At 59.0% G+C, this 18,364-nt stretch carries 18 protein-coding genes; 12 read left to right on the top strand and 6 right to left on the bottom strand.

Annotated elements, in window-relative coordinates:
* Positions 1 to 3 precede the first annotated feature (3 nt).
* From E8E95_RS19340 to E8E95_RS19295, 10 genes are all read left to right on the top strand, one after another.
* The gene (locus E8E95_RS19340; protein WP_280352868.1) at positions 4 to 1,122 is read left to right on the top strand and encodes a capsular polysaccharide biosynthesis protein CapF; all 1,119 of its coding nucleotides are present in this window, start codon (positions 4 to 6) and stop codon (positions 1,120 to 1,122) included.
* Positions 1,123 to 1,249: 127 nt separating this feature from the next.
* On the top strand, positions 1,250 to 2,380 hold the full coding sequence (wecB, locus tag E8E95_RS19335; RefSeq protein WP_280352866.1) for a UDP-N-acetylglucosamine 2-epimerase (non-hydrolyzing): 1,131 nt from the start codon (positions 1,250 to 1,252) through the stop codon (positions 2,378 to 2,380).
* Positions 2,381 to 2,938: 558 nt separating this feature from the next.
* Entirely contained in the window at positions 2,939 to 4,159 is a 1,221-nt protein-coding gene (locus E8E95_RS19330) for a glycosyltransferase family 4 protein (RefSeq protein ID WP_280352864.1), read from the top strand.
* Positions 4,152 to 4,793: a GNAT family N-acetyltransferase gene (locus tag E8E95_RS19325; RefSeq protein ID WP_280352862.1), complete on the top strand. Its 642-nt coding sequence runs from the start codon at positions 4,152 to 4,154 to the stop codon at positions 4,791 to 4,793. The genes E8E95_RS19330 and E8E95_RS19325 overlap by 8 nt, the downstream gene beginning before the upstream one ends.
* A gap of 40 nt (positions 4,794 to 4,833) precedes the next feature.
* The gene (locus tag E8E95_RS19320) at positions 4,834 to 5,997 is read left to right on the top strand and encodes a DegT/DnrJ/EryC1/StrS family aminotransferase (protein ID WP_280352860.1); all 1,164 of its coding nucleotides are present in this window, start codon (positions 4,834 to 4,836) and stop codon (positions 5,995 to 5,997) included.
* Between the two features lie 9 nt (positions 5,998 to 6,006).
* Positions 6,007 to 6,603, top strand: coding sequence for a sugar transferase (locus E8E95_RS19315; RefSeq protein ID WP_280352858.1), 597 nt, complete (start codon positions 6,007 to 6,009; stop codon positions 6,601 to 6,603).
* A gap of 55 nt (positions 6,604 to 6,658) precedes the next feature.
* Positions 6,659 to 8,653 carry a nucleoside-diphosphate sugar epimerase/dehydratase gene (locus tag E8E95_RS19310; RefSeq protein WP_280352856.1) on the top strand — a complete coding sequence of 665 codons (1,995 nt, stop codon included), beginning with the start codon at positions 6,659 to 6,661 and terminating at the stop codon, positions 8,651 to 8,653.
* Between the two features lie 348 nt (positions 8,654 to 9,001).
* Positions 9,002 to 10,243 carry a glutamine synthetase family protein gene (locus tag E8E95_RS19305; protein WP_280352895.1) on the top strand — a complete coding sequence of 414 codons (1,242 nt, stop codon included), beginning with the start codon at positions 9,002 to 9,004 and terminating at the stop codon, positions 10,241 to 10,243.
* Between the two features lie 60 nt (positions 10,244 to 10,303).
* Complete coding sequence (locus E8E95_RS19300; RefSeq protein WP_280352854.1) at positions 10,304 to 11,629, top strand: MFS transporter; 1,326 nt, start codon at positions 10,304 to 10,306, stop codon at positions 11,627 to 11,629.
* Positions 11,630 to 11,727: 98 nt separating this feature from the next.
* Positions 11,728 to 12,348 carry a TIGR04282 family arsenosugar biosynthesis glycosyltransferase gene (locus E8E95_RS19295; RefSeq protein WP_280352853.1) on the top strand — a complete coding sequence of 207 codons (621 nt, stop codon included), beginning with the start codon at positions 11,728 to 11,730 and terminating at the stop codon, positions 12,346 to 12,348.
* A gap of 59 nt (positions 12,349 to 12,407) precedes the next feature.
* Here E8E95_RS19295 and E8E95_RS19290 read toward each other — a convergent pair whose 3' ends face one another.
* The 4 genes from E8E95_RS19290 to flgA form a co-directional block, all read right to left on the bottom strand.
* On the bottom strand, positions 12,408 to 13,157 hold the full coding sequence (locus tag E8E95_RS19290) for a flagellar brake protein (RefSeq protein WP_280352851.1): 750 nt from the start codon (positions 13,155 to 13,157) through the stop codon (positions 12,408 to 12,410).
* A gap of 90 nt (positions 13,158 to 13,247) precedes the next feature.
* A complete protein-coding gene (locus tag E8E95_RS19285; protein WP_280352849.1) occupies positions 13,248 to 13,715 on the bottom strand; it encodes a flagellar protein FlgN in 468 nt (155 codons plus the stop codon).
* A gap of 48 nt (positions 13,716 to 13,763) precedes the next feature.
* Positions 13,764 to 14,102: a flagellar biosynthesis anti-sigma factor FlgM gene (gene flgM, locus E8E95_RS19280; RefSeq protein WP_280352847.1), complete on the bottom strand. Its 339-nt coding sequence runs from the start codon at positions 14,100 to 14,102 to the stop codon at positions 13,764 to 13,766.
* Between the two features lie 129 nt (positions 14,103 to 14,231).
* Positions 14,232 to 14,993: a flagellar basal body P-ring formation chaperone FlgA gene (gene flgA / locus E8E95_RS19275; protein ID WP_280352844.1), complete on the bottom strand. Its 762-nt coding sequence runs from the start codon at positions 14,991 to 14,993 to the stop codon at positions 14,232 to 14,234.
* 76 nt (positions 14,994 to 15,069) lie between these two features.
* Here flgA and E8E95_RS19270 point away from each other — a divergent pair, with 76 nt between their 5' ends.
* Positions 15,070 to 16,002, top strand: coding sequence for a chemotaxis protein CheV (locus E8E95_RS19270; protein ID WP_120649892.1), 933 nt, complete (start codon positions 15,070 to 15,072; stop codon positions 16,000 to 16,002).
* A gap of 42 nt (positions 16,003 to 16,044) precedes the next feature.
* Positions 16,045 to 16,872, top strand: coding sequence for a protein-glutamate O-methyltransferase CheR (cheR, locus tag E8E95_RS19265; RefSeq protein ID WP_280352842.1), 828 nt, complete (start codon positions 16,045 to 16,047; stop codon positions 16,870 to 16,872).
* A gap of 101 nt (positions 16,873 to 16,973) precedes the next feature.
* Here the strand turns inward: cheR and E8E95_RS19260 are convergent, their stop codons facing one another.
* Positions 16,974 to 17,399, bottom strand: a complete 426-nt coding sequence (locus E8E95_RS19260) for an organic hydroperoxide resistance protein (RefSeq protein ID WP_280352840.1) — start codon at positions 17,397 to 17,399, stop codon at positions 16,974 to 16,976.
* Positions 17,400 to 17,486: 87 nt separating this feature from the next.
* On the bottom strand, positions 17,487 to 18,335 hold the full coding sequence (locus tag E8E95_RS19255; RefSeq protein ID WP_280352838.1) for a LuxR C-terminal-related transcriptional regulator: 849 nt from the start codon (positions 18,333 to 18,335) through the stop codon (positions 17,487 to 17,489).
* Positions 18,336 to 18,364: the final 29 nt, after the last annotated feature.

Genomic DNA, 18,364 nt, shown 5'->3' with positions numbered 1-18,364 from the left:
TCGATGAAAGTACTGATCACCGGTGCCAATGGTTTTGTTGGCAAGAACTTGGTTGCTCATCTCGGGGAGCGCGCGGATGTCGAACTGCTGTGCTTCACTCGGGAGGATGATGTTTCTCAGTTACAGGCATTAATGCCCGAAGTGGATTTCGTATTTCATTTGGCGGGGGTGAATCGCCCGCAGAATCCACAAGAGTTCAAGGCCGGTAATACTGACCTTACCCAGGCACTTTGCGATGCTATAGAGGTGAATGGCAAGCCTGTGCCTGTGCTTTACACCTCTTCGAGCCAGGCTGAACTGGACAACCCCTACGGCGCCAGCAAGCGCGGCGCCGAGGACGCGTTGCTTAAACTGGCAAGCAAGACTGGCTCTTCGGTGCACCTGTTCCGTCTGCCCAATGTCTTCGGCAAGTGGGCTCGTCCGAACTACAACTCGGCGGTAGCGACCTTTTGCCACAATATTGCCCATGATCTGCCAATTCAGATCAATGATCCGGACGCATGCATCAAGTTGGTGTATATCGACGATGTGATTGCTCACTTCATTGCGGTCATGGATGGCCAGTTGTCCGGCGAGCCTTTTGCGAGTGTAGAGCCGCAATACACTATCAGCGTAGGAGCCTTGGCCGAGCAATTGCGGGCATTTCGCGATAGCCGCACGAGCCTGATCAGTGAGCCGGTTGGGAAAGGTTTGGTGCGTGCGCTGTACTCCACTTATGTCAGCTACTTGCCGCCGGAGCGTTTTACCTATCAGGTACCCAAGTACGGTGATCCGCGAGGGGTTTTTGTGGAAATGCTCAAGACTGGTGATAGTGGGCAGTTCTCTTACTTCTCGGCACACCCTGGCGTGACTCGCGGTGGGCATTATCATCACACGAAAACCGAAAAGTTCCTTGTGATCAAGGGCAAGGCATGCTTCCGTTTCCGGCATATCGTGTCCGGTGAGTTCTATGAACTATTCACCACCGGCGAGCAGCCGGAGATCGTCGAGACCGTTCCGGGCTGGACCCACGACATCACGAATGTGGGTGATGATGAAATGATCGTGATGCTCTGGGCGAACGAGATTTTCGACCGCGAGCGGCCGGATACCTATGCAAGGCCGATAGGGGCTGAGGTGTAGAGATTCGGTAGCGGTGCTTGCTCCGTTAGCGGTGGCAAGGTGCGACAAGGATGTGCCCTCCCGTGCGATTTCTTTGTAAGTGGGCGCTGTCCCCCTCGGTCTTTGTAGTTTTGAGTAGAGTCTTGCAATGAAAAAACTGAAAGTTGTCACTGTTGTAGGTACCCGCCCGGAAATCATTCGTCTGTCGCGGGTAATGGCTAAGTTGGATCAGTATTGTGACCATATACTCGTTCATACCGGCCAGAACTACGATTACGAGTTGAACGAGATTTTCTTCCAGGATCTCGGAATCCGAAAACCAGATCACTTCCTCAATGCCGCAGGCGCCAGTGGTGCGGAAACCATTGGCAATGTCATCATCGCTGTGGATCGTGTGCTGGCCGAGGTGCAACCGGAAGCCCTGCTGGTGCTGGGTGATACCAACAGCTGTATGGCCGTGATCCCCGCCAAGCGCCGCAAGATTCCAACTTTTCACATGGAAGCCGGTAATCGTTGCTTCGATATGCGTGTGCCGGAAGAAATTAATCGACGTATTGTCGACCACACTGCCGACATCAACCTGACCTACAGCACGATTGCCCGTGACTATCTGCTGCGCGAGGGCCTCTCTCCGGACATGGTGGTCAAGACCGGCAGCCCCATGTACGAGGTGCTGAATCACTATCGTGAAGGCATCGACGGGTCGGATGTTCTGGAGCGCCTCGGGCTCGAGGCCGGGAAGTTTTTCGTAGTCAGTGCGCACCGTGAGGAGAACGTCGACTCGGACAGAAACTTCCTCAAGCTAGTCGATGTGCTCAATGGCGTGGCGGCACATTACGGCTATCCGGTCATCATTTCGACCCATCCCAGAACGCAGAAACGCGTCGATGCTTTGGGTGTGGCGTTCCATGCCAACGTGCGCCTGTTGAAGCCGCTTGGCTTCAAGGACTACAACAAGCTGCAGCTGACTGCCAAGGCCGTGCTTTCGGATAGCGGCACCATCAACGAGGAATCCTCCATCCTGAATTTCCCAGCGCTCAATATCCGCGAAGCGCATGAGCGTCCAGAGGGCATGGAAGAGGCTGCCGCCATGATGGTCGGTCTTGATCTGGAGCGAGTCATGCAGGGGCTGTTCGTGCTGGAAAAGCAGGGGCGCGACGAACAGCGCAGCCTGCGCCTAGTCGCTGATTACAGCATGCCAAACGTGGCAGAGAAGGTCGTCCGCATCATCCACAGCTATCGCGACTATGTGATGCGCAATGTCTGGAAGGTACAGTAGTCGGCTTGACGGTCCAGTGTTCGTTGCCGGCTATGCTCAAAGATTCTTCAGCGCCGGCTGGCAGCCGGCCTTGGATTCTTGTTGCTCTTCGTGCGCTAATGCTCCGACGTCTGTCGCCTCAGCGATTTCGCGAAGCGTTTCTGATCGCAGAGGAAACCTGCGCTGGGTGATGGGCGTATTCAAGCGATCTGGCTTGGTCGGAAGATCCTCTCGACCTTCCTTAAGGAAGAACTGGTCCGGATTGCGGAGGTGGGCTGGGAGGGGCCGGTAATCCGGGAGGTAAATGCGCCAAACGGTAAGGCGTCGACCTTTTCGATCGCCGAAGAGGGCAGGGCACCTTGGAAGTTGAGCGGCTGATTGAGTTCGGCAAATAGCATCTCCGGCAATTTTTAGCTGGAGCTGGAAGGTGTGGGAACGCGCGAGGGATCGTGAGCTCATTCTCGCAAAGGATATCTGGCAACAGGTAGTCAGAATCGAAAGGTCGGATGGTGTGACACCTCCTACCAGGCGTGGCTCTGGCTACGCCACGCAAGTTGCCGTGAGGAGGACGTGGTTTTCGTGCGAGTTCAGCTTATTACTCAGCTATTCGACCCGGAGAATGCAATCAAGGGGCTTTCGTTCGTTCAGGACCTCGCCAGACGCGGGTATGAAGTCGAAGTTGTCACCACCTACCCAAGTTACCCCGGTGGCCAGATCTACCCGGGCTATCGGATGCGCCTGATGCAGTTGGAGACCATCGAAGGGGTGCGTGTGGTTCGCCTGCCTTCCTATGTGGCCCACGGCCGTTCGGCACTCAAGCGGCTGCTGAGTTATGCGTCCTTTTCGGCATCGGCGTTTTTCTATTCGTTGTTCGTCGGCCGCAAGCCGGATGTTATCTATTCCTACTTTCCGCCGATGGTTGGGGGAGTCGCCTGCGCCATCCTCGGTGGTATCCATCGACGGCCATTCATCTATGACGTCCAGGACCTCTGGCCCGAGGCTCTGGTTGCCACGGGCATGCTCCGCAATCCTCGCGGAGTTAGCTTGATCGAGCGCTGCGTTGGCTGGGTCTACAAGCGTGCGTCGGCCATTGTGGTGCTGTCCGAAGGCTACAAGCGCACGCTTGTCGCGAAAGGAGTTCCGGAGAGCAAGATTCATCGCATTTACAACTGGTGCGATGAGTCGAGGTTAAAGCGTTCCGATCCGTCTCACGGCAGCACAAGCAGCTTCGATATCATCTATGCGGGCAATCTGGGAGCCGCCCAGGCATTGGGCAGTGTGATCCAGGCCGCTCAGTTGCTTCAGCAGGACGGCGAGCGAGGTATCCGCTTCGTATTCATCGGGGATGGCATTGAAGGCCAGCGCCTCAAGGAGCAGGCGGCCTCTCTGGGCTTGGAGAATGTGGAGTTTCGCGGCAGTGTTCCGCCCGAGGCCATCGGCGCCGAACTTTCGAAAGCCGACGCATTGCTGGTGCACCTGGCGGATGATCCGGTTTTCGAAATTACTGTGCCGTCCAAGACCCAGGCCTACATGGCGATGGGCAAGCCCATCCTAATGGCGGTGGCAGGGGAGTCGGCGGAAATCATTCAGAAAGCTGGCGCCGGAATGATTGCGAGGCCCTGCACGCCGGCAAGCATTGCCGAGACTGCGTTGCAAATGGCTCGGAGTACGCCCGAACAACTGGCGGTGTTTGGCGCAGCGGCTGAAGGCTACTATCGAGAAAATATGTCCCAGAAGAATGGTGTCGAGCATGTTTCTCGTATCCTGACCCTGGTAACGGAAAAATTTGGACATGCCTGATTCCAACAGCGTTGCTGTTCGCCCTGCGTTGCTTTCGGATCTGCCTATAGTGGCGAAGATTCATCAAGTGGCCTTTCCAGACTTCCTGATGACCCTTCTGGGACCTTCATTTCTTCAAGCGTATTACCAGACGGTATTTGATTACGCGGAGAGCTTGTTTCTAGTGGCCGAGGACGATGAAGGAAAACCTTTAGGGTTCGTCGCAGGCTTCGCCCAGCCGGACAAGTTCTATGCCCTCTTGGGCTCGCGCAAGAAACGCATGATGATTTCAGCGGCGCTGCATCTGTCGATTCGCCCTAAGCTGTGGAAGCGTGTACTGGAAAACATGAAACTGGTCTCGCAGCGATCCACTGATAGTAGTCAAGATGACTTGCTCCGGGTTGAACTGGCATCTATCGGAATTTCGCCTGCTCAGGGGCGTCGAGGCAATGGAAAAGCTCTGGTCAACGCATTCCTTGGCAGCGCTAGGGAAAAGTCGGCCGACATAGTCGAACTCAGCACCGATGCGAACGGCAATGATGCGGTCAACGGATTTTATCGGGATCTTGGATTCACTCTATCAATGTCAGAAGAGCGAGCAGGCGGCCGGCTTATGAACCACTACGCCTACGACTTGCGTCGCCTTAAAGATTGAATTCCACCTAATCGATTAACAGCAAGGTGTGTAAAGAATAATGAGCAGCTCGAGTGTTCCGTTTCTGCCGTTCGCTCTTCCCGAAATTGGCGAGGAAGAGATTGCAGAAGTTGTCTCTTCGCTTCGTTCTGGTTGGGTGACCAGTGGCCCAAAGGTCAAGCAGTTCGAACGCGATTTTGAAGAGTGGCTCGGAGGTGGCGTGGAAGCCATTTCCGTCAACTCCGCAACTGCCGGCCTGCACCTGGCGCTAGAGGCATTGGGCATCGGCCCAGGCGATGAGGTCATCACCACGACCCACACCTTCACCGCTACGGCCGAAGTCATTCGCTACCTGGGTGCCGATCCGGTTTTCGTCGACGTGGACGCCGATACGCTATGCATCGACGTAGATGCCATCGAGCAGGTCATCACGACTCGCACCAAGGCCATCATCCCGGTGCATTTCGCTGGCCGCAGCGCGGATATGGACAAGATCATCGACATTGCCAAGCGGCATGGCCTGAAGATTGTCGAGGATGCCGCCCATGCGCTCCCGACCACCTGCGATGGCAGGCTGATCGGTAGCCTGGAAAGCGATGTTACGGTCTTCAGCTTCTATGCCAACAAGACCATTACCACCGGTGAAGGCGGCATGGTGGTAACCCGCAATGCGGAAATCGCCAAGCGCGCCAGAATCATGCGTCTGCATGGTATTAACAGGGATGCCTTCGACCGGTTTACCGCCAAGGTTCCTAGTTGGTATTACGAGATTGTCGCGCCGGGCTTCAAGTACAACCTGACCGACATTGCCGCTTCCATCGGCATCCATCAGCTGAAGAAGGCCCACGCTTTCCAGCAGAAGCGGCAATACATAGCCGACCGCTACAATGACGCCCTGGCGTCGCTGCCGCTGATTCTACCGCCAAAGGCTGCAGGCAATGACACGCATTCCTGGCACCTCTACGTTGTTCAGCTGGCCGATGATGTAGCGGTCGATCGGGCCGAGTTCATCGAGCGAATGTTCGCCCAGGGGGTGGGGATGAGCGTTCATTACGTTCCTCTGCATCAGCAGCCTTACTGGCGTGACACCTATGGCCTCACTCCGGAGATGTTCCCGGTCAGCCAAAGGATCTACGAACGTACTGCCACGCTGCCGCTCTACACCCGGATGACCGATGCCGATATCGACAGGGTCGTCTGTGCTGTGAAAGAGTCCCTGAAGTGATAACACGTCATGCTTAAGCGTTTATTTGATCTACTGGTGAGTGCACTTGCTCTGGTTTTTCTTTTTCCTATATTCCTTCTGATCGCAATATGGATAAAGATTGATTCTCCAGGCGAAGTCTTCTTCCGCCAGGAACGTGTCGGACGTTACGGCAAGATCTTTCGAATTCACAAGTTTCGCACCATGGCGGTTAATGCTGAAGCCAAGGGGCTTCAGTTGACCGTCGGCAGCGATCGAAGGGTGACCGGGGCCGGTGCTTTCCTGCGCAAGACAAAACTGGATGAACTGGCGCAGCTGCTCGATGTCTTTGTGGGGGACATGAGTCTCGTGGGGCCGCGGCCGGAGGTGCCTCGATACATGGATCAGTACCCCAAGGCGGTGCGCGCGGAGGTTCTATCGGTTCGGCCGGGCATCACCGACCGCGCGTCGATAGAATTCAGGAACGAGAATGAGATGCTGGCGACTTCGGCCGATCCGGAGCGCACTTATGTAGAAAAAGTGCTGCCCATCAAGCAGCAGTATTATCTTGACTACGTCCGCTCCCATTCCTTACTGGGAGACCTGAAGATCATTCTCGATACGGTCGTAGCTATTGCGACGAAGTGATTTAGCGTGCGCCTACGCCGACAGGGGAACCATTGCGATGACTGGAATTTGGTGAATGAGTAGCTTACGTACTGCCCTGTTGGGGCTTCCGCGGCGTCGCAAGCGGTTGCTGCAAATTCTCGTCGACGTAGTGCTCCTGTGGCTGGCGCTCTGGCTGGCATTCATCGTGCGCTTGGGTACCGACAACCTGATTGAGCCATGGGGAGGGTATCTGTGGCTCTTCGTGGCCGCCCCTCTGATTGCCATCCCACTATTTGTGCGGTTCGGTATGTACCGGGCGGTAATGCGTTACTTTGGTAACGATGCGCTGCTAGCTATTGCCAAGGCTGTCACGCTGTCGGCCCTGCTCCTCTCCCTGGCTGTATATTGGTACCGCGATGCAGCAGTCGTTGTACCTCGCTCGCTGGTGTTCAACTACTGGTGGCTGAGCTTGGTGATAATCGGTGGGTTGCGCTTGGGGATGCGCCAGTACTTTATGGGTGATTGGTTCTCAGCCAGCCACGCGATACCGTTTATGAATCGTGACGATGGATTGCCCAAGGTGGCGATCTATGGCGCAGGGGCTGCTGGTAACCAGTTGGTTGGAGCCTTGCGTATTGGGCGCGCGATGCGTCCAGTTGCATTCATAGACGATGACAGTGGCATTGCCAATCGGGTGATCGCAGGACTGCGGGTGTTCAAGCCCAAGCATATTCCTCAGATGATTGAGGAAACCGGGGCGCAGGAGATATTGCTCGCAATACCCTCGGCATCTCGTGGCCGTCGGCGCGAGGTACTGGAACTCCTTGAACAGTTCCCTCTGCATGTGCGCAGTGTGCCGGGGTTTATGGACCTCGCCAGTGGGCGTGTGAAGGTCGATGATATCCAAGAAGTAGATATCACCGATTTGCTCGGCCGTGATGCGGTTCCGCCTCAACAGGAGTTGTTCGAGCGTTGCATTCGTGGTCAGACCGTCATGGTGACCGGTGCTGGAGGTTCGATCGGTTCTGAGTTGTGCCGCCAGATCATGGCGAATGAGCCCACGACACTACTGCTGTTCGAGCACAGCGAGTTCAATCTATACAGCATTCATTCCGAACTCGAGCAAAGGATCGAGCGTGAGTCGTTGCCCCTACGGCTGGTGCCAATCCTCGGCTCTATCCGCAATCCCGAGCGGCTGCTTGACATCATGCGCACTTGGCAAGTGGACACCGTCTACCATGCGGCTGCTTACAAGCATGTGCCGATGGTGGAGCACAATATTGCCGAGGGAGTTCTGAATAATGTGATGGGTACTTTGTACACCGCCCAGGCTGCAGTGAGGGCCGGTGTCGAGCACTTCGTGTTGATCTCCACTGACAAGGCTGTGCGACCGACCAACGTGATGGGCAGCACGAAGCGACTGGCGGAGATGATCTTGCAGGCATTGAGCCGAGAGTCGGGACCGGTTTTGTTCGCTGATAAGGACGGAGTCCATCATGTGAACAAGACTCGATTCACCATGGTACGTTTTGGGAACGTGCTGGGCTCCTCTGGCTCAGTGATTCCAAGGTTCTATGCACAAATTCGTCGTGGTGGGCCAGTCACGGTGACTCATCCCAATATCACCCGTTACTTCATGACCATTCCCGAGGCCGCCCAGTTAGTGATTCAAGCTGGTTCGATGGGGCAGGGGGGCGACGTGTTCGTGCTGGATATGGGCGAGCCGGTGAAAATTCTTGAGCTGGCGGAGAAGATGATCCACCTTTCGGGCTTAAGTGTGCGATCGGAGAAGAATCCCCATGGTGATATCGGCATTGAGTTCAGCGGCTTGCGTCCTGGCGAGAAGCTGTATGAGGAGTTGCTGATAGGCGATAACGTTAGTCCGACCAATCATTCGATGATTATGAGGGCCAACGAGGATCATTTAAGCTGGGATTCGCTCAAAACTGTGCTGGCTTCCGTGCTCGAAGCCGTTCAGCAGGATGATTACGCTAGGGTACGTCAACTGCTACGGGAGACTGTAAGCGGTTATAGCCCGGAAGGGGAAATTGTCGACTGGATACATCTGCAGCGTCGAGTCGAGCCCTGATCTCATGAGGAAAGGACGGAGTACCAAGTTGTATTCTGTCCTTTCAAGGAAGAGAGCATAAGCAGCAAGAAATTTTCCTACGCGTAGCTCGTGCCTCCTCTTCTGATACAAATCTGTAATGCGATCAAAATTGCAGAGTCTTACGACTTAAATGTGATTGTTGCGGCGCTTGATATTTCAAACAGCCGGTGCGTATTTTGTACAAGCCGCCATCCAGAGCGGCCGTAGTGCACAAGGACAACAATCATGACTACCAAAGTCCGCAGCCCGCTCGCCGAGCGCCTGGCCGGGGTTGAAGAAATCGAGTGCGTCACTCCCGACCTGAATGGCGTGATGCGCGGCAAGGTGATGACGGGGGAGGGCTTCCTCTCGGGGCGGCGTCTGCAACTGGCGCGAGGCGTGTTGCTGCAATGCATCATGGGTGGCTATCCGCCTGCCCGCTTCTATGGCAGCGACGATGGTGACCTGGCCTTGGTCGCCGAGCCGAGCCAGGTGCATTGCCTGCCCTGGAGCGAGCGTTCGCGCGCCCTGGCCATCTGCGACGCCCAGGAATTGGACGGCCGCCCGTCCGGGCTGTCGACCCGGGGTCTGCTGCGAAAGATGGTGGAGCGTTATGCGACCTACGGCTGGAAGCCCGTGGTGGCGACCGAGCTGGAGTTCTTCGTCTTTGCTCCCAACCCCGATCCGACCCAGGCCTTCCTGCCGCCGATAGGCCTGGATGGTCGTCGCGAGGATGGCTGCTCGGCTTTCAGTGTGTCGTCCAACAACGGATTGCGGCCGTTCTTCGAAGAGGTGTATCGCGGCATGGAAGCCTTCGGCATGCCTCGCGACACCTTCATGCACGAAATGGGCGTCAGCCAGTTCGAAATCAATTTCCTGCATGGCGATCCGCTGCTCCTGGCAGACCAGACTTTCCTGTTCAAGCACCTGCTCAAGGAAGTCGCGCTCAGGCACGGTATCCAGGTGGTGTGCATGGCCAAGCCGTTGCCGCACACGCCGGGTAGTTCGATGCATATCCATCAGAGCGTGGTGACGCTCGACGGCGAGCAGAACATCTTCACTGACGCCAATGGAGAAGCGACCCCGGCCTTTGCCCATTTCATCGGCGGGCAGCAGGCGGCCATGGGAGATTTCACCGCGCTGTTCGCGCCCAACGTGAACTCCTACCAGCGCCTCTGCCACCCCTATGCCTCGCCCAACAACGCCTGCTGGTCCCATGACAACCGGGCAGCGGGCCTGCGCATTCCGGCCAGCGCGCCTGTGGCGAGGAGGGTGGAGAACCGTCTGCCCGGCGCCGATGCGAATCCCTATCTGGCCATCGCCGCCAGCCTGGCGGCCGGCCTTTACGGGATGGAACGACAGCTGCAACCGAGCGCTCCCATCCAGGGTGAATTCGAGGCTCCGGACGAGTTGTTGTTGCCCTGTACCCTGCACGCCGCTATCGAACGTCTGAAACGCAGCGATCTGGCACGTGAACTGTTCGGCAATGAGTTCATCGAAGGCTACATTGCTACGAAGACGATGGAGCTCTGCAGCTTCTTCGATGAGATCACTCCTTGGGAACGGCGCGTCCTCGCTGCTCAGGTCTGATCGCCCCAGGGCCGCCTTTTCGGGCGGCCCTCCCTGTACAAGAAGCCGCCTGGAGCGTCGATGCATCGGATCTGGAAGTCGTTTCGCGCACTGTATTTCGCCACCCTGCTCATGCTGATCGGCTCCGGCCTGCTCAGTACCTACCTCGGCCTTCGCCTCGCTGCGGACAAGGTGGATGGGCTCTGGGTCGGCGCCCTGATGGCGGCCAACTATTTCGGCCTGATCCTTGGTGGCAAGCTGGGGCACCGGCTGATTGCCCGGGTCGGGCATATCCGCGCCTACGTGGCCTGTGCCGGCGTGGTGACGGCGGCCGTGCTCGGGCATGGCCTGATCGACTTCCTGCCGGCCTGGCTGTTCATGCGGATGCTGGTGGGGCTCGGGATGATGTGCCAGTACATGGTGATCGAGAGCTGGCTCACCGAGCAGGCCGACGCCAGCCAGCGCGGACAGGTGTTCGCCGGTTACATGGTCGCCTCCTACCTGGGCCTGGTGCTTGGTCAGCTGGTGCTGGTCCTGCACCCGGGCCTCGGACCGGAGCTGTTGATGCTCGTGGCCATGTGTTTTGCGCTGTGCCTGGTGCCGGTCGCGCTGACCCGCAAGTTGCACCCGGCGCCCTTGCATCCGGCACCGCTGGAACCGCGTTTCTTCATCAAACGTGTGCCGCAGTCCATGACCACCGTGCTGGTTTCCGGTCTGGTGATCGGTTCCTTCTACGGTCTGGCGCCGCTCTATGCCACCGCCCAGGGTCTGCCGATCAACCAGGTGGGCCTGTTCATGGGGAGCTGCATCCTGGCTGGGCTCCTCGTGCAGTGGCCGTTGGGCTGGCTGTCGGACCGCCATGATCGCGCGGTGCTGATTCGCAGCACGGCGGCCTTGCTCGCGGTGTCGGCCTTGCCCCTGGCGATCATGCCCGCCGCGCCGCTGGAGGTGCTGTTCCCGGTCGGCTTCCTGGTCTGCCTGCTGCAGTTCAGCCTCTACCCACTCGCAGTGGCTTTTTCCAATGACCATATCGAAGCCGAGCGAAGGGTGTCGCTGACCGCCATGCTGCTGATCACCTTCGGTGTGGGGGCGAGCATCGGTCCGCTGTTGACCGGCGCCCTGATGAAGCTGTTGGGGCCGAACATGCTCTACGCGTTCGTGTGCTTCTGCGCCACGGTGTTGGTCCTTCGGGTTCGACCGGATGCGGTTACGGGGTTGCACCGGGTCGACGAGGCGCCGCTGCACCATGTGCCGACGCCAGACAACATGACCAGTTCTCCCCTGGTGGCGGCCCTCGATCCACGCGTCGATGAAAAGGCGGTGCACGACCAGATGCAGAACGGCGAGGCTCCGCCGCCCGAGCCGTCACCCGAGGAAATGCCGGAGCAACCGCAGCCCGATAAGTAGTGGCCCAACGCCACATCCCTTTTGCCCAATTATCGACGAGTGCGCCTACCCGAGCTTCAAGCCCAAGCCTGTCTTGGGACTTCAAGGAGGATCTGGTGATGTCGTTGAGCATATCCCTGCATCTGCTGGCCAGCGCTCCGCGGGCCGGCAAGCACCACCCCCGCCTGGTTCCGGAGTTGGGCGAGGAGGGGGTCAGCCGGTTGCATCGGCAATTGGTGGCACGCGTACTCAACCTGCCTCCACTGGGCTTCAGTGAGCGGATCTTCTGGATCGAGGATGGGCCGGACGAGGCCCTTGAAGCCCTGGCCGAGGACAACGACTGGATGGTCGTCGGCCAGCCAGTGGGAGACTTGGGGGAGCGAATGCGGCGTATCGCTGCCCTGGGACTTTCCGAAAACGATGCAGTGGTACTCATCGGCCAGCATTGTCCGATGCTGGACGCCGATTACCTGTCCGCCGCCTGCGAGGCGCTGCACGAGCATCAGGCGGTTCTGGGGCCGACGGAAGATGGCCGCTATGGCCTGCTCGGTCTGCGACGTGTCGATCCACGCCTTTTCGAAGCCATGCCCTGGGGCAGTGATCGGGTGCTGGCCTTGACCTGTGAGCGACTGCAACAACTGGATTGGCAGCACGGGCTGCTGCCGTCGCTCTGGGTGATGGACAGTCCCGAGCATTTGCCGCGCCTGGGGCGGCTGGGATTCAAGCTCGGGGTCGTCTGAGGCAGAAAGGGCCGGACGTGGAAAACAGCGACCGGCGATTGTGCGTTCCGAATCGACTGCTAGAAGAGTTCGTCCTTCTCGAAGCGACGCGCTTCACGTTGCAGTTGGTAGACGAAGCGTTCGACGTTGCGCTGCACCAGCCCGCTCATGTTGTGGAAGCGGATGCCGGCGAAGCTCATGCCGAGCTTCTCGTCGAAATGCAGATGGCGCAGTTCCACGGGAGTGGTAATGGGGCCGATGGGCATCCTGGCGCTGAAGCGCTCATAGACCTGTCCGGCTTGCAGGCGACCGCTGAGGTCTCCTTCGAAGCGCAGCTTGCAGCCGGTGGCCGAGATATCCAGCATCACGCCCTTGATCGCCGACGACAGCTTGTCACCGTCCAGTTCGATGGGGACTAACTGGCTCTGCTTGAGGGGGGCACGAAAGGCATTGCGGCGCTGGTGGTAGATCACCTCGTCAGGCAGCGGGCACCAATAGCAGCGACCTCCCTCGAACTCGCCGATCGTGGCTGCTTGCTGGGCCTCCCAGGCGATTCGCACGCCGTCGTGGAAGCCTTCGACACGGAAGGTTTCGCCATTCTTCAGAAAGCGTTCGCCGTCATTCGGGATCAATTCGTCGAGGGCGATCAGGCCACGGTCGCGGTCCACTTCAATCAGGTAGCTCTGGAAGCGCTGGTTCCGGTCGTGGAAGGTGACGATCAGCGGATCGTGATGCTGCTGCAACAGACGAAGGTTGGCCAGGATCTCTACGGGTGCCTTGAGCACCTTGGGGGGTTGAGGGCCGTTGACTTCGTGGAATGGGTTGGACACGGTCCAGGTCTCTCCGAACACAAACGCGGGTTACACAAAGAATAGTGGCATCGTGCCTCTATGTCTTTGTGCCTTTCTTGTAATGGCTTGTCAGGCCTGGCTGAGCGGGCGCTGCTGGCCGATTCTAGCGGCCGCACCGCGGCTGTCATAGAGGCTGGGCGTGTCACCGCCACGGAGGATGCCGAGCATATTGCCGATCGTCGCCCGGTTGGCGCGGATCAGTCGGCCATTACGCTCGTTGGTCGTCCTGCAGCGCTCCAGCAGCTCAGCCAGTTCGTCACTGCGATCAAGCAGTTCCTGGCCCATGGGGGAGCGCTCGGCGAGTTGCTGCAAGCCGGCGCGATCGGCGCTCAGTTGCAGGCTGGCCAGCAACTGGCTGCGCTGGCGGCCATGCTGGTCGAGTTGGGCAAGGAGGGGCTGCTTGTCGGCGAGGAGCTTCTCGAGGCGGACGAGGTCGCGCTCACCCAGAACCTGGAATTCTTCGTCCATCAGCTCAAGCAAACGCTTGGCGTGGCCGATATCGTCGGAGAACAGCTGAAGCAGGTTGGTGTCGTGCATACGCGCTCTGGGGCCTTAGCGTCCAAGTTCCCCAGCGCCGCCCGTGGACTAGCGCTGGGATTCGAAGTTCAGCAGCTTGCTGGCCACGCGCTTGCTGTCGACTTGATAAGAGCCGTCGGCAATGGCCTGCTTGAGCTTTTCCACGCGCTCCTTGTCCACAACGGGCAGGTCGCGCAGTTGTTCGCCGGCTTTCTGCAGCACTTGAGCTTCGCTGCTCAGCTGCACGGATTCGCCGCTTTTGGCAGCCGGAGCCTGCTCGCCGGTGTTCTGGGTCGCAGCAGTCTGGCCGCTGGTGACGGTTTCGCTCTTGCCGGCCTGGGTGCTGCCGGTACGCCCCGAGCTGGCGGGCGTGGGGCCGTTATTGAGCCGGTTGAAGTCGATAACCATGATGCTGAACCTCGGACGCTATTTGGACGCTTACCGTTTTATCGGCCCTGTCCGGGATAACTTTAGAAAATTCTTTCGTACCGGCTGAGTTTAGGAAATCAGCCCCGTCCGGCGCCAGCGCAATCATGCCTACATATCCACCTGAACCTGGCCGGGTCCCTTTACACGGGCCTTGATCACGCGGCCGGAACTCAGGTTGCGTACCCGTATCTGCTCACCCGGCGCGCCCTTGCTCATGGCTTCGCCCGGCATGCGTACATTGATCGCCGAGCCCACGGCGCTGATCACGACCTGGTCGCCCTTGCTCACCACCTCGGCCTGTTCCAGGTGCAAGGGCGCCAGCACCTGGTCGGAAACCAGCGAGCGTGTGGTCTTCTGGCCGATGATCTGCCCCGGATCGCTCAGAAAACCCTGGTTCAAGGTGCCGACGTCACGTTCGGCCAGGGCCACATCCTGATGAGTGATTGGAACGCCACGACGCAATGCCCGCGTAACCACCACCACTTCGCGATAGAGCTTCACCTGGGCGGGAACGAACACCGTCCAGGGCGAGCTGCCTTCACAACTGACTCGCACCGTGACGCGTCCCAGCGGCTGGGCAGGGCTTTCCAGCTTGGCCGTCAAATCCCTGTCGCATTCAGCCAGTCGCAGGCGGGGATCGAGCCGGTTGACCTGGATTTCACTGCGACCCTGGATACTGCCGCGCTGCAGATATTCTTCGACGGTGAACTCAAGAAAGCCTTCGGCCGTGCCGATAAGCACCTCAGGCGACGTCACAGTCGCACTCGACGCCGGACTGTAGCCGAGGCAGCACAAAGCGGGTAAAACAGCCGCAAGCATATTGCGGCGTTTTGCCATCAGGCGTCGGAAAAGCGTCATCATGGTGTTCATGCAAACTTAGAGGCAAGGCTCGTGCCGCCTGCTAGGCTGAAGCGGGCGCGCATCGACTTGTAATAGGAGTCTGGTCATGGCCGGTGTTTTGGATTCGGTTAACCAGCGTACTCAACTGGTCGGGCAGAACCGCCTGGAGCTGCTGCTGTTCCGTCTCGACGGGCCGCAGCTGTACGGGATCAACGTGTTCAAGGTGAAGGAGGTGCTGCAGTGCCCCCGTCTCACCCTGATGCCCAAGTCCAGTCCGGTCGTACGCGGGGTCGCCAATATCCGTGGGGGTACCATTCCGATTCTCGACCTGTCCATGGCGACCGGGCGCAGAGGCCTGGATGACCTGAAGAACAGCTTCGTCATCATCACGGAATACAACACCAAGGTGCAGGGTTTCCTGGTGCGCTCGGTGGAACGCATCGTCAACATGAACTGGGAGGAGATCCATCCGCCACCCAAGGGCACCGGTCGTGACCATTACCTGACGGCGGTCACCCGGGTCGACAAGCAGTTGGTGGAGATCATCGACGTCGAGAAGATCCTCGCTGAAGTGGCGCCTACCTCCGAGGTGGTGTCCGAAGGCGTGATCGACATCGACACCCAGAGCAAGGCCGTCAGCAAGCGGGTCCTGATCGTCGACGATTCCTCCGTCGCGCGCAAACAGGTGATCCGCTGCCTGGAAACCGTCGGCGTCGAGGTCAAGGCGTTGAACGACGGCCGCCAGGCCTACAACTACCTGCGCGAGCTGGTGGAGGAGGGCAAGGCGCCGGAACAGGAACTGCTGATGATCGTTTCCGACATCGAGATGCCGGAGATGGACGGCTATACCCTGACGGCGGAGATCCGCAACGATCCGCGCATGCAGAAGTTGCATATCCTCCTGCATACTTCGCTCTCGGGTGTGTTCAACCAGGCGATGGTGAAGAAGGTCGGGGCGGATGACTTCCTCGCCAAGTTCAAGCCGGATGACCTGGCCGCGCGAGTCGTGGAACGCATCAAGGTAACGGACGGGGGCTGATTCGGCCCCCTGACACGGAAACAGATCGGTGAGGCGCCCTTAGTGTCTTCAGGCAATGTGGAGTTCGAGCAGTTCCGGGTGTTCCTGGAAAAGACCTGCGGCATCCTGCTGGGCAGCAACAAGCAGTATCTGGTCTCCAGTCGGCTGAACAAGCTGATGGAGCAGAACGGCATCAAGACGCTGGGTGAGCTCACCCAGCGCATCCAGGGTTTTTCCCGTGGTGGCCTGCGCGAGCAGGTCATCGATGCCATGACCACCAACGAAACCCTGTGGTTTCGGGATACCTATCCCTTCGAAGTGCTGAAAAACCGGGTCCTGCCCGAGCTGATCAAGGCCAACCCGAACCTGCCGCTGCGCATCTGGTCGGCGGCCAGCTCGTCGGGACAGGAGCCTTTCTCCATTTCCATGACGCTCGACGAGTACGAGAAGATCAACCTCGGCCAGCTCAAGGCCGGCGCGCGCATCGTCGCCACGGACCTGTCCAGCTCGATGCTCACGGCCTGTCGCTCTGGCGAGTACGATAGCCTGGCCATGGGACGAGGCCTCTCGCAGGACCGTCTGGTACGTTATTTCGACCCAAAAGGGCCGGGGCGCTGGGCGGTCAAGCCGGCCATCCGCAGCCGCGTGGAGTTTCGCCCGCTGAACCTGCTGGACAGTTATGCCGCGCTCGGCAAGTTCGACATCGTTTTCTGCCGCAACGTGCTGATCTACTTCTCCGCCGAAGTGAAGAAGGACATCCTCACCCGCATCCACGCCACCCTGAAACCGGGCGGCTACCTGTTCCTCGGCGCGTCCGAGGCGCTGAACGGCCTGCCTGACCTCTACCAGATGGTCCAATGCAGTCCGGGGATCATCTACAAGGTGAAATGAAAGAGGGAGGCCAATGGCCTCCCTTTTTCAGTCACTCATGTAGGAGCCAGCTTGCTGGCGAACCGTAATTCGCGAGCAAGAACGAGGCGTCCCCCTCGCTCCTACACCAGGGTCAGTTTCACGTTGATATTGCCGCGCGTGGCGTTGGAGTAAGGGCAGACGATATGCGCCTTGTCCACCAGCTCCTTGGCAACCTGCTTGTCCAGCCCGGGCAGGGAAATCTTCAGTTCGACTTCGATGCCGAAACCTGTCGGCAGGGTGCCGATACCCACGGAGCCTTCTATGGAGGTGTCCTCGCTCAGCGTGATCTTTTCCTTGCCGGCGACGAACTTGATGGCGCCAAGGAAGCACGCCGAATAACCCGCCGCGAAAAGCTGCTCGGGGTTGGTGCCGTCGCCGCCAGGGCCGCCCAATTCCTTGGGAGTCGTCAGCTTCACATCCAGCACGCCGTCCGAGGACACGGCACGGCCTTCACGACCACCGTAGGCTTCGGCATGGGCGGTATACAGGGCTTTCTCGATGGGCATGGCGCGTCTCCGGTTAGAGGAAGAGACAAGCAAGCCTAGTCAAAGGATGCGACCTGCCCACTGCCGTTTGACCGAAAAGGCCGCGCGTCAGGCTGTCAGCCAGTCGATGAACAGGGCGAACAGTTCGGCCTGGGAGCTGATTTCCAGCTTGGTATAGAGATTCTTGCGGTGCATGCGCACGGTCTCCGGGGAGATTTCCAGCACCTTGGCGCTGGACTTGGCCGAGTGACCGCGCAGCAGCAGGTGGGCGATTTCCCGTTCGCGTTCGGTCAGGCGGTCGCTGCCGAAGTTCATGAAGGCCTCGCGTATCTGCTGGTTCAGCGCCGCCGCCGGTGCCGTGTGCATGGGGGCAGGTCCATGGCCATCGAGGCAGCGCACCAGCCCGCCGCGCTCGTCGAACTGGCGCATCAGTTCGCGCACCAGCGGGTGCGCCGTCCGTAGCAGCGCAAGTTCTTCCTGGCTGAAGCGTGCCCCACTGCGGCCCTGGTACACGCAGAGGGAAACCTTGCGTTGGCCACCCAGGTCGACGATGAAATGGGCGTCTTCCACCGAGCCGCACTTGAGGTAGTTGGTGCGGTAGTACTCGCTGCTGAAAAAGTCGTCCGGGGCGATTTCCGAGAGGTGGTAGAAGCCTTCGGCCAAGCCGTTTTCCATCGCCAGGCAGAAGGGGTCCAGCAGGTAGCCGCGAGCGTAGTAGCGCTCGATCAACGCCTCGCGGTATTCGGTGGGGATGCCGCACTGGTAGAGCGGTCGCGGCGCCAGTCCTTTGCACTCCAGGCCCAGCAGCACCGATTCGATGGGTACCAGGCTTCGCAGCGCATCGATCAGGCGCTCGCAGAATGAAGCTTCCGCAACGCTGGCCATGGCGCGAGCCAGCCCTGCATGCCAGGCATGCAGGGTGGCGGGCGTGGTTTTGTCAGAAGCGGTCTCGGTCATGTCCGGCAGTCTACTGGCGTCGCCAGGTA

Origin of the sequence: Pseudomonas sp. BN414, assembly GCF_029871275.1 — a bacterium.
In the GTDB taxonomy this organism is placed as follows: Bacteria; Pseudomonadota; Gammaproteobacteria; order Pseudomonadales; family Pseudomonadaceae; genus Metapseudomonas; species Metapseudomonas resinovorans_C.
The sequence above is the reverse complement of the archived record's forward strand: the minus strand, read 5'-3'. Positions and strand labels throughout refer to the sequence as shown.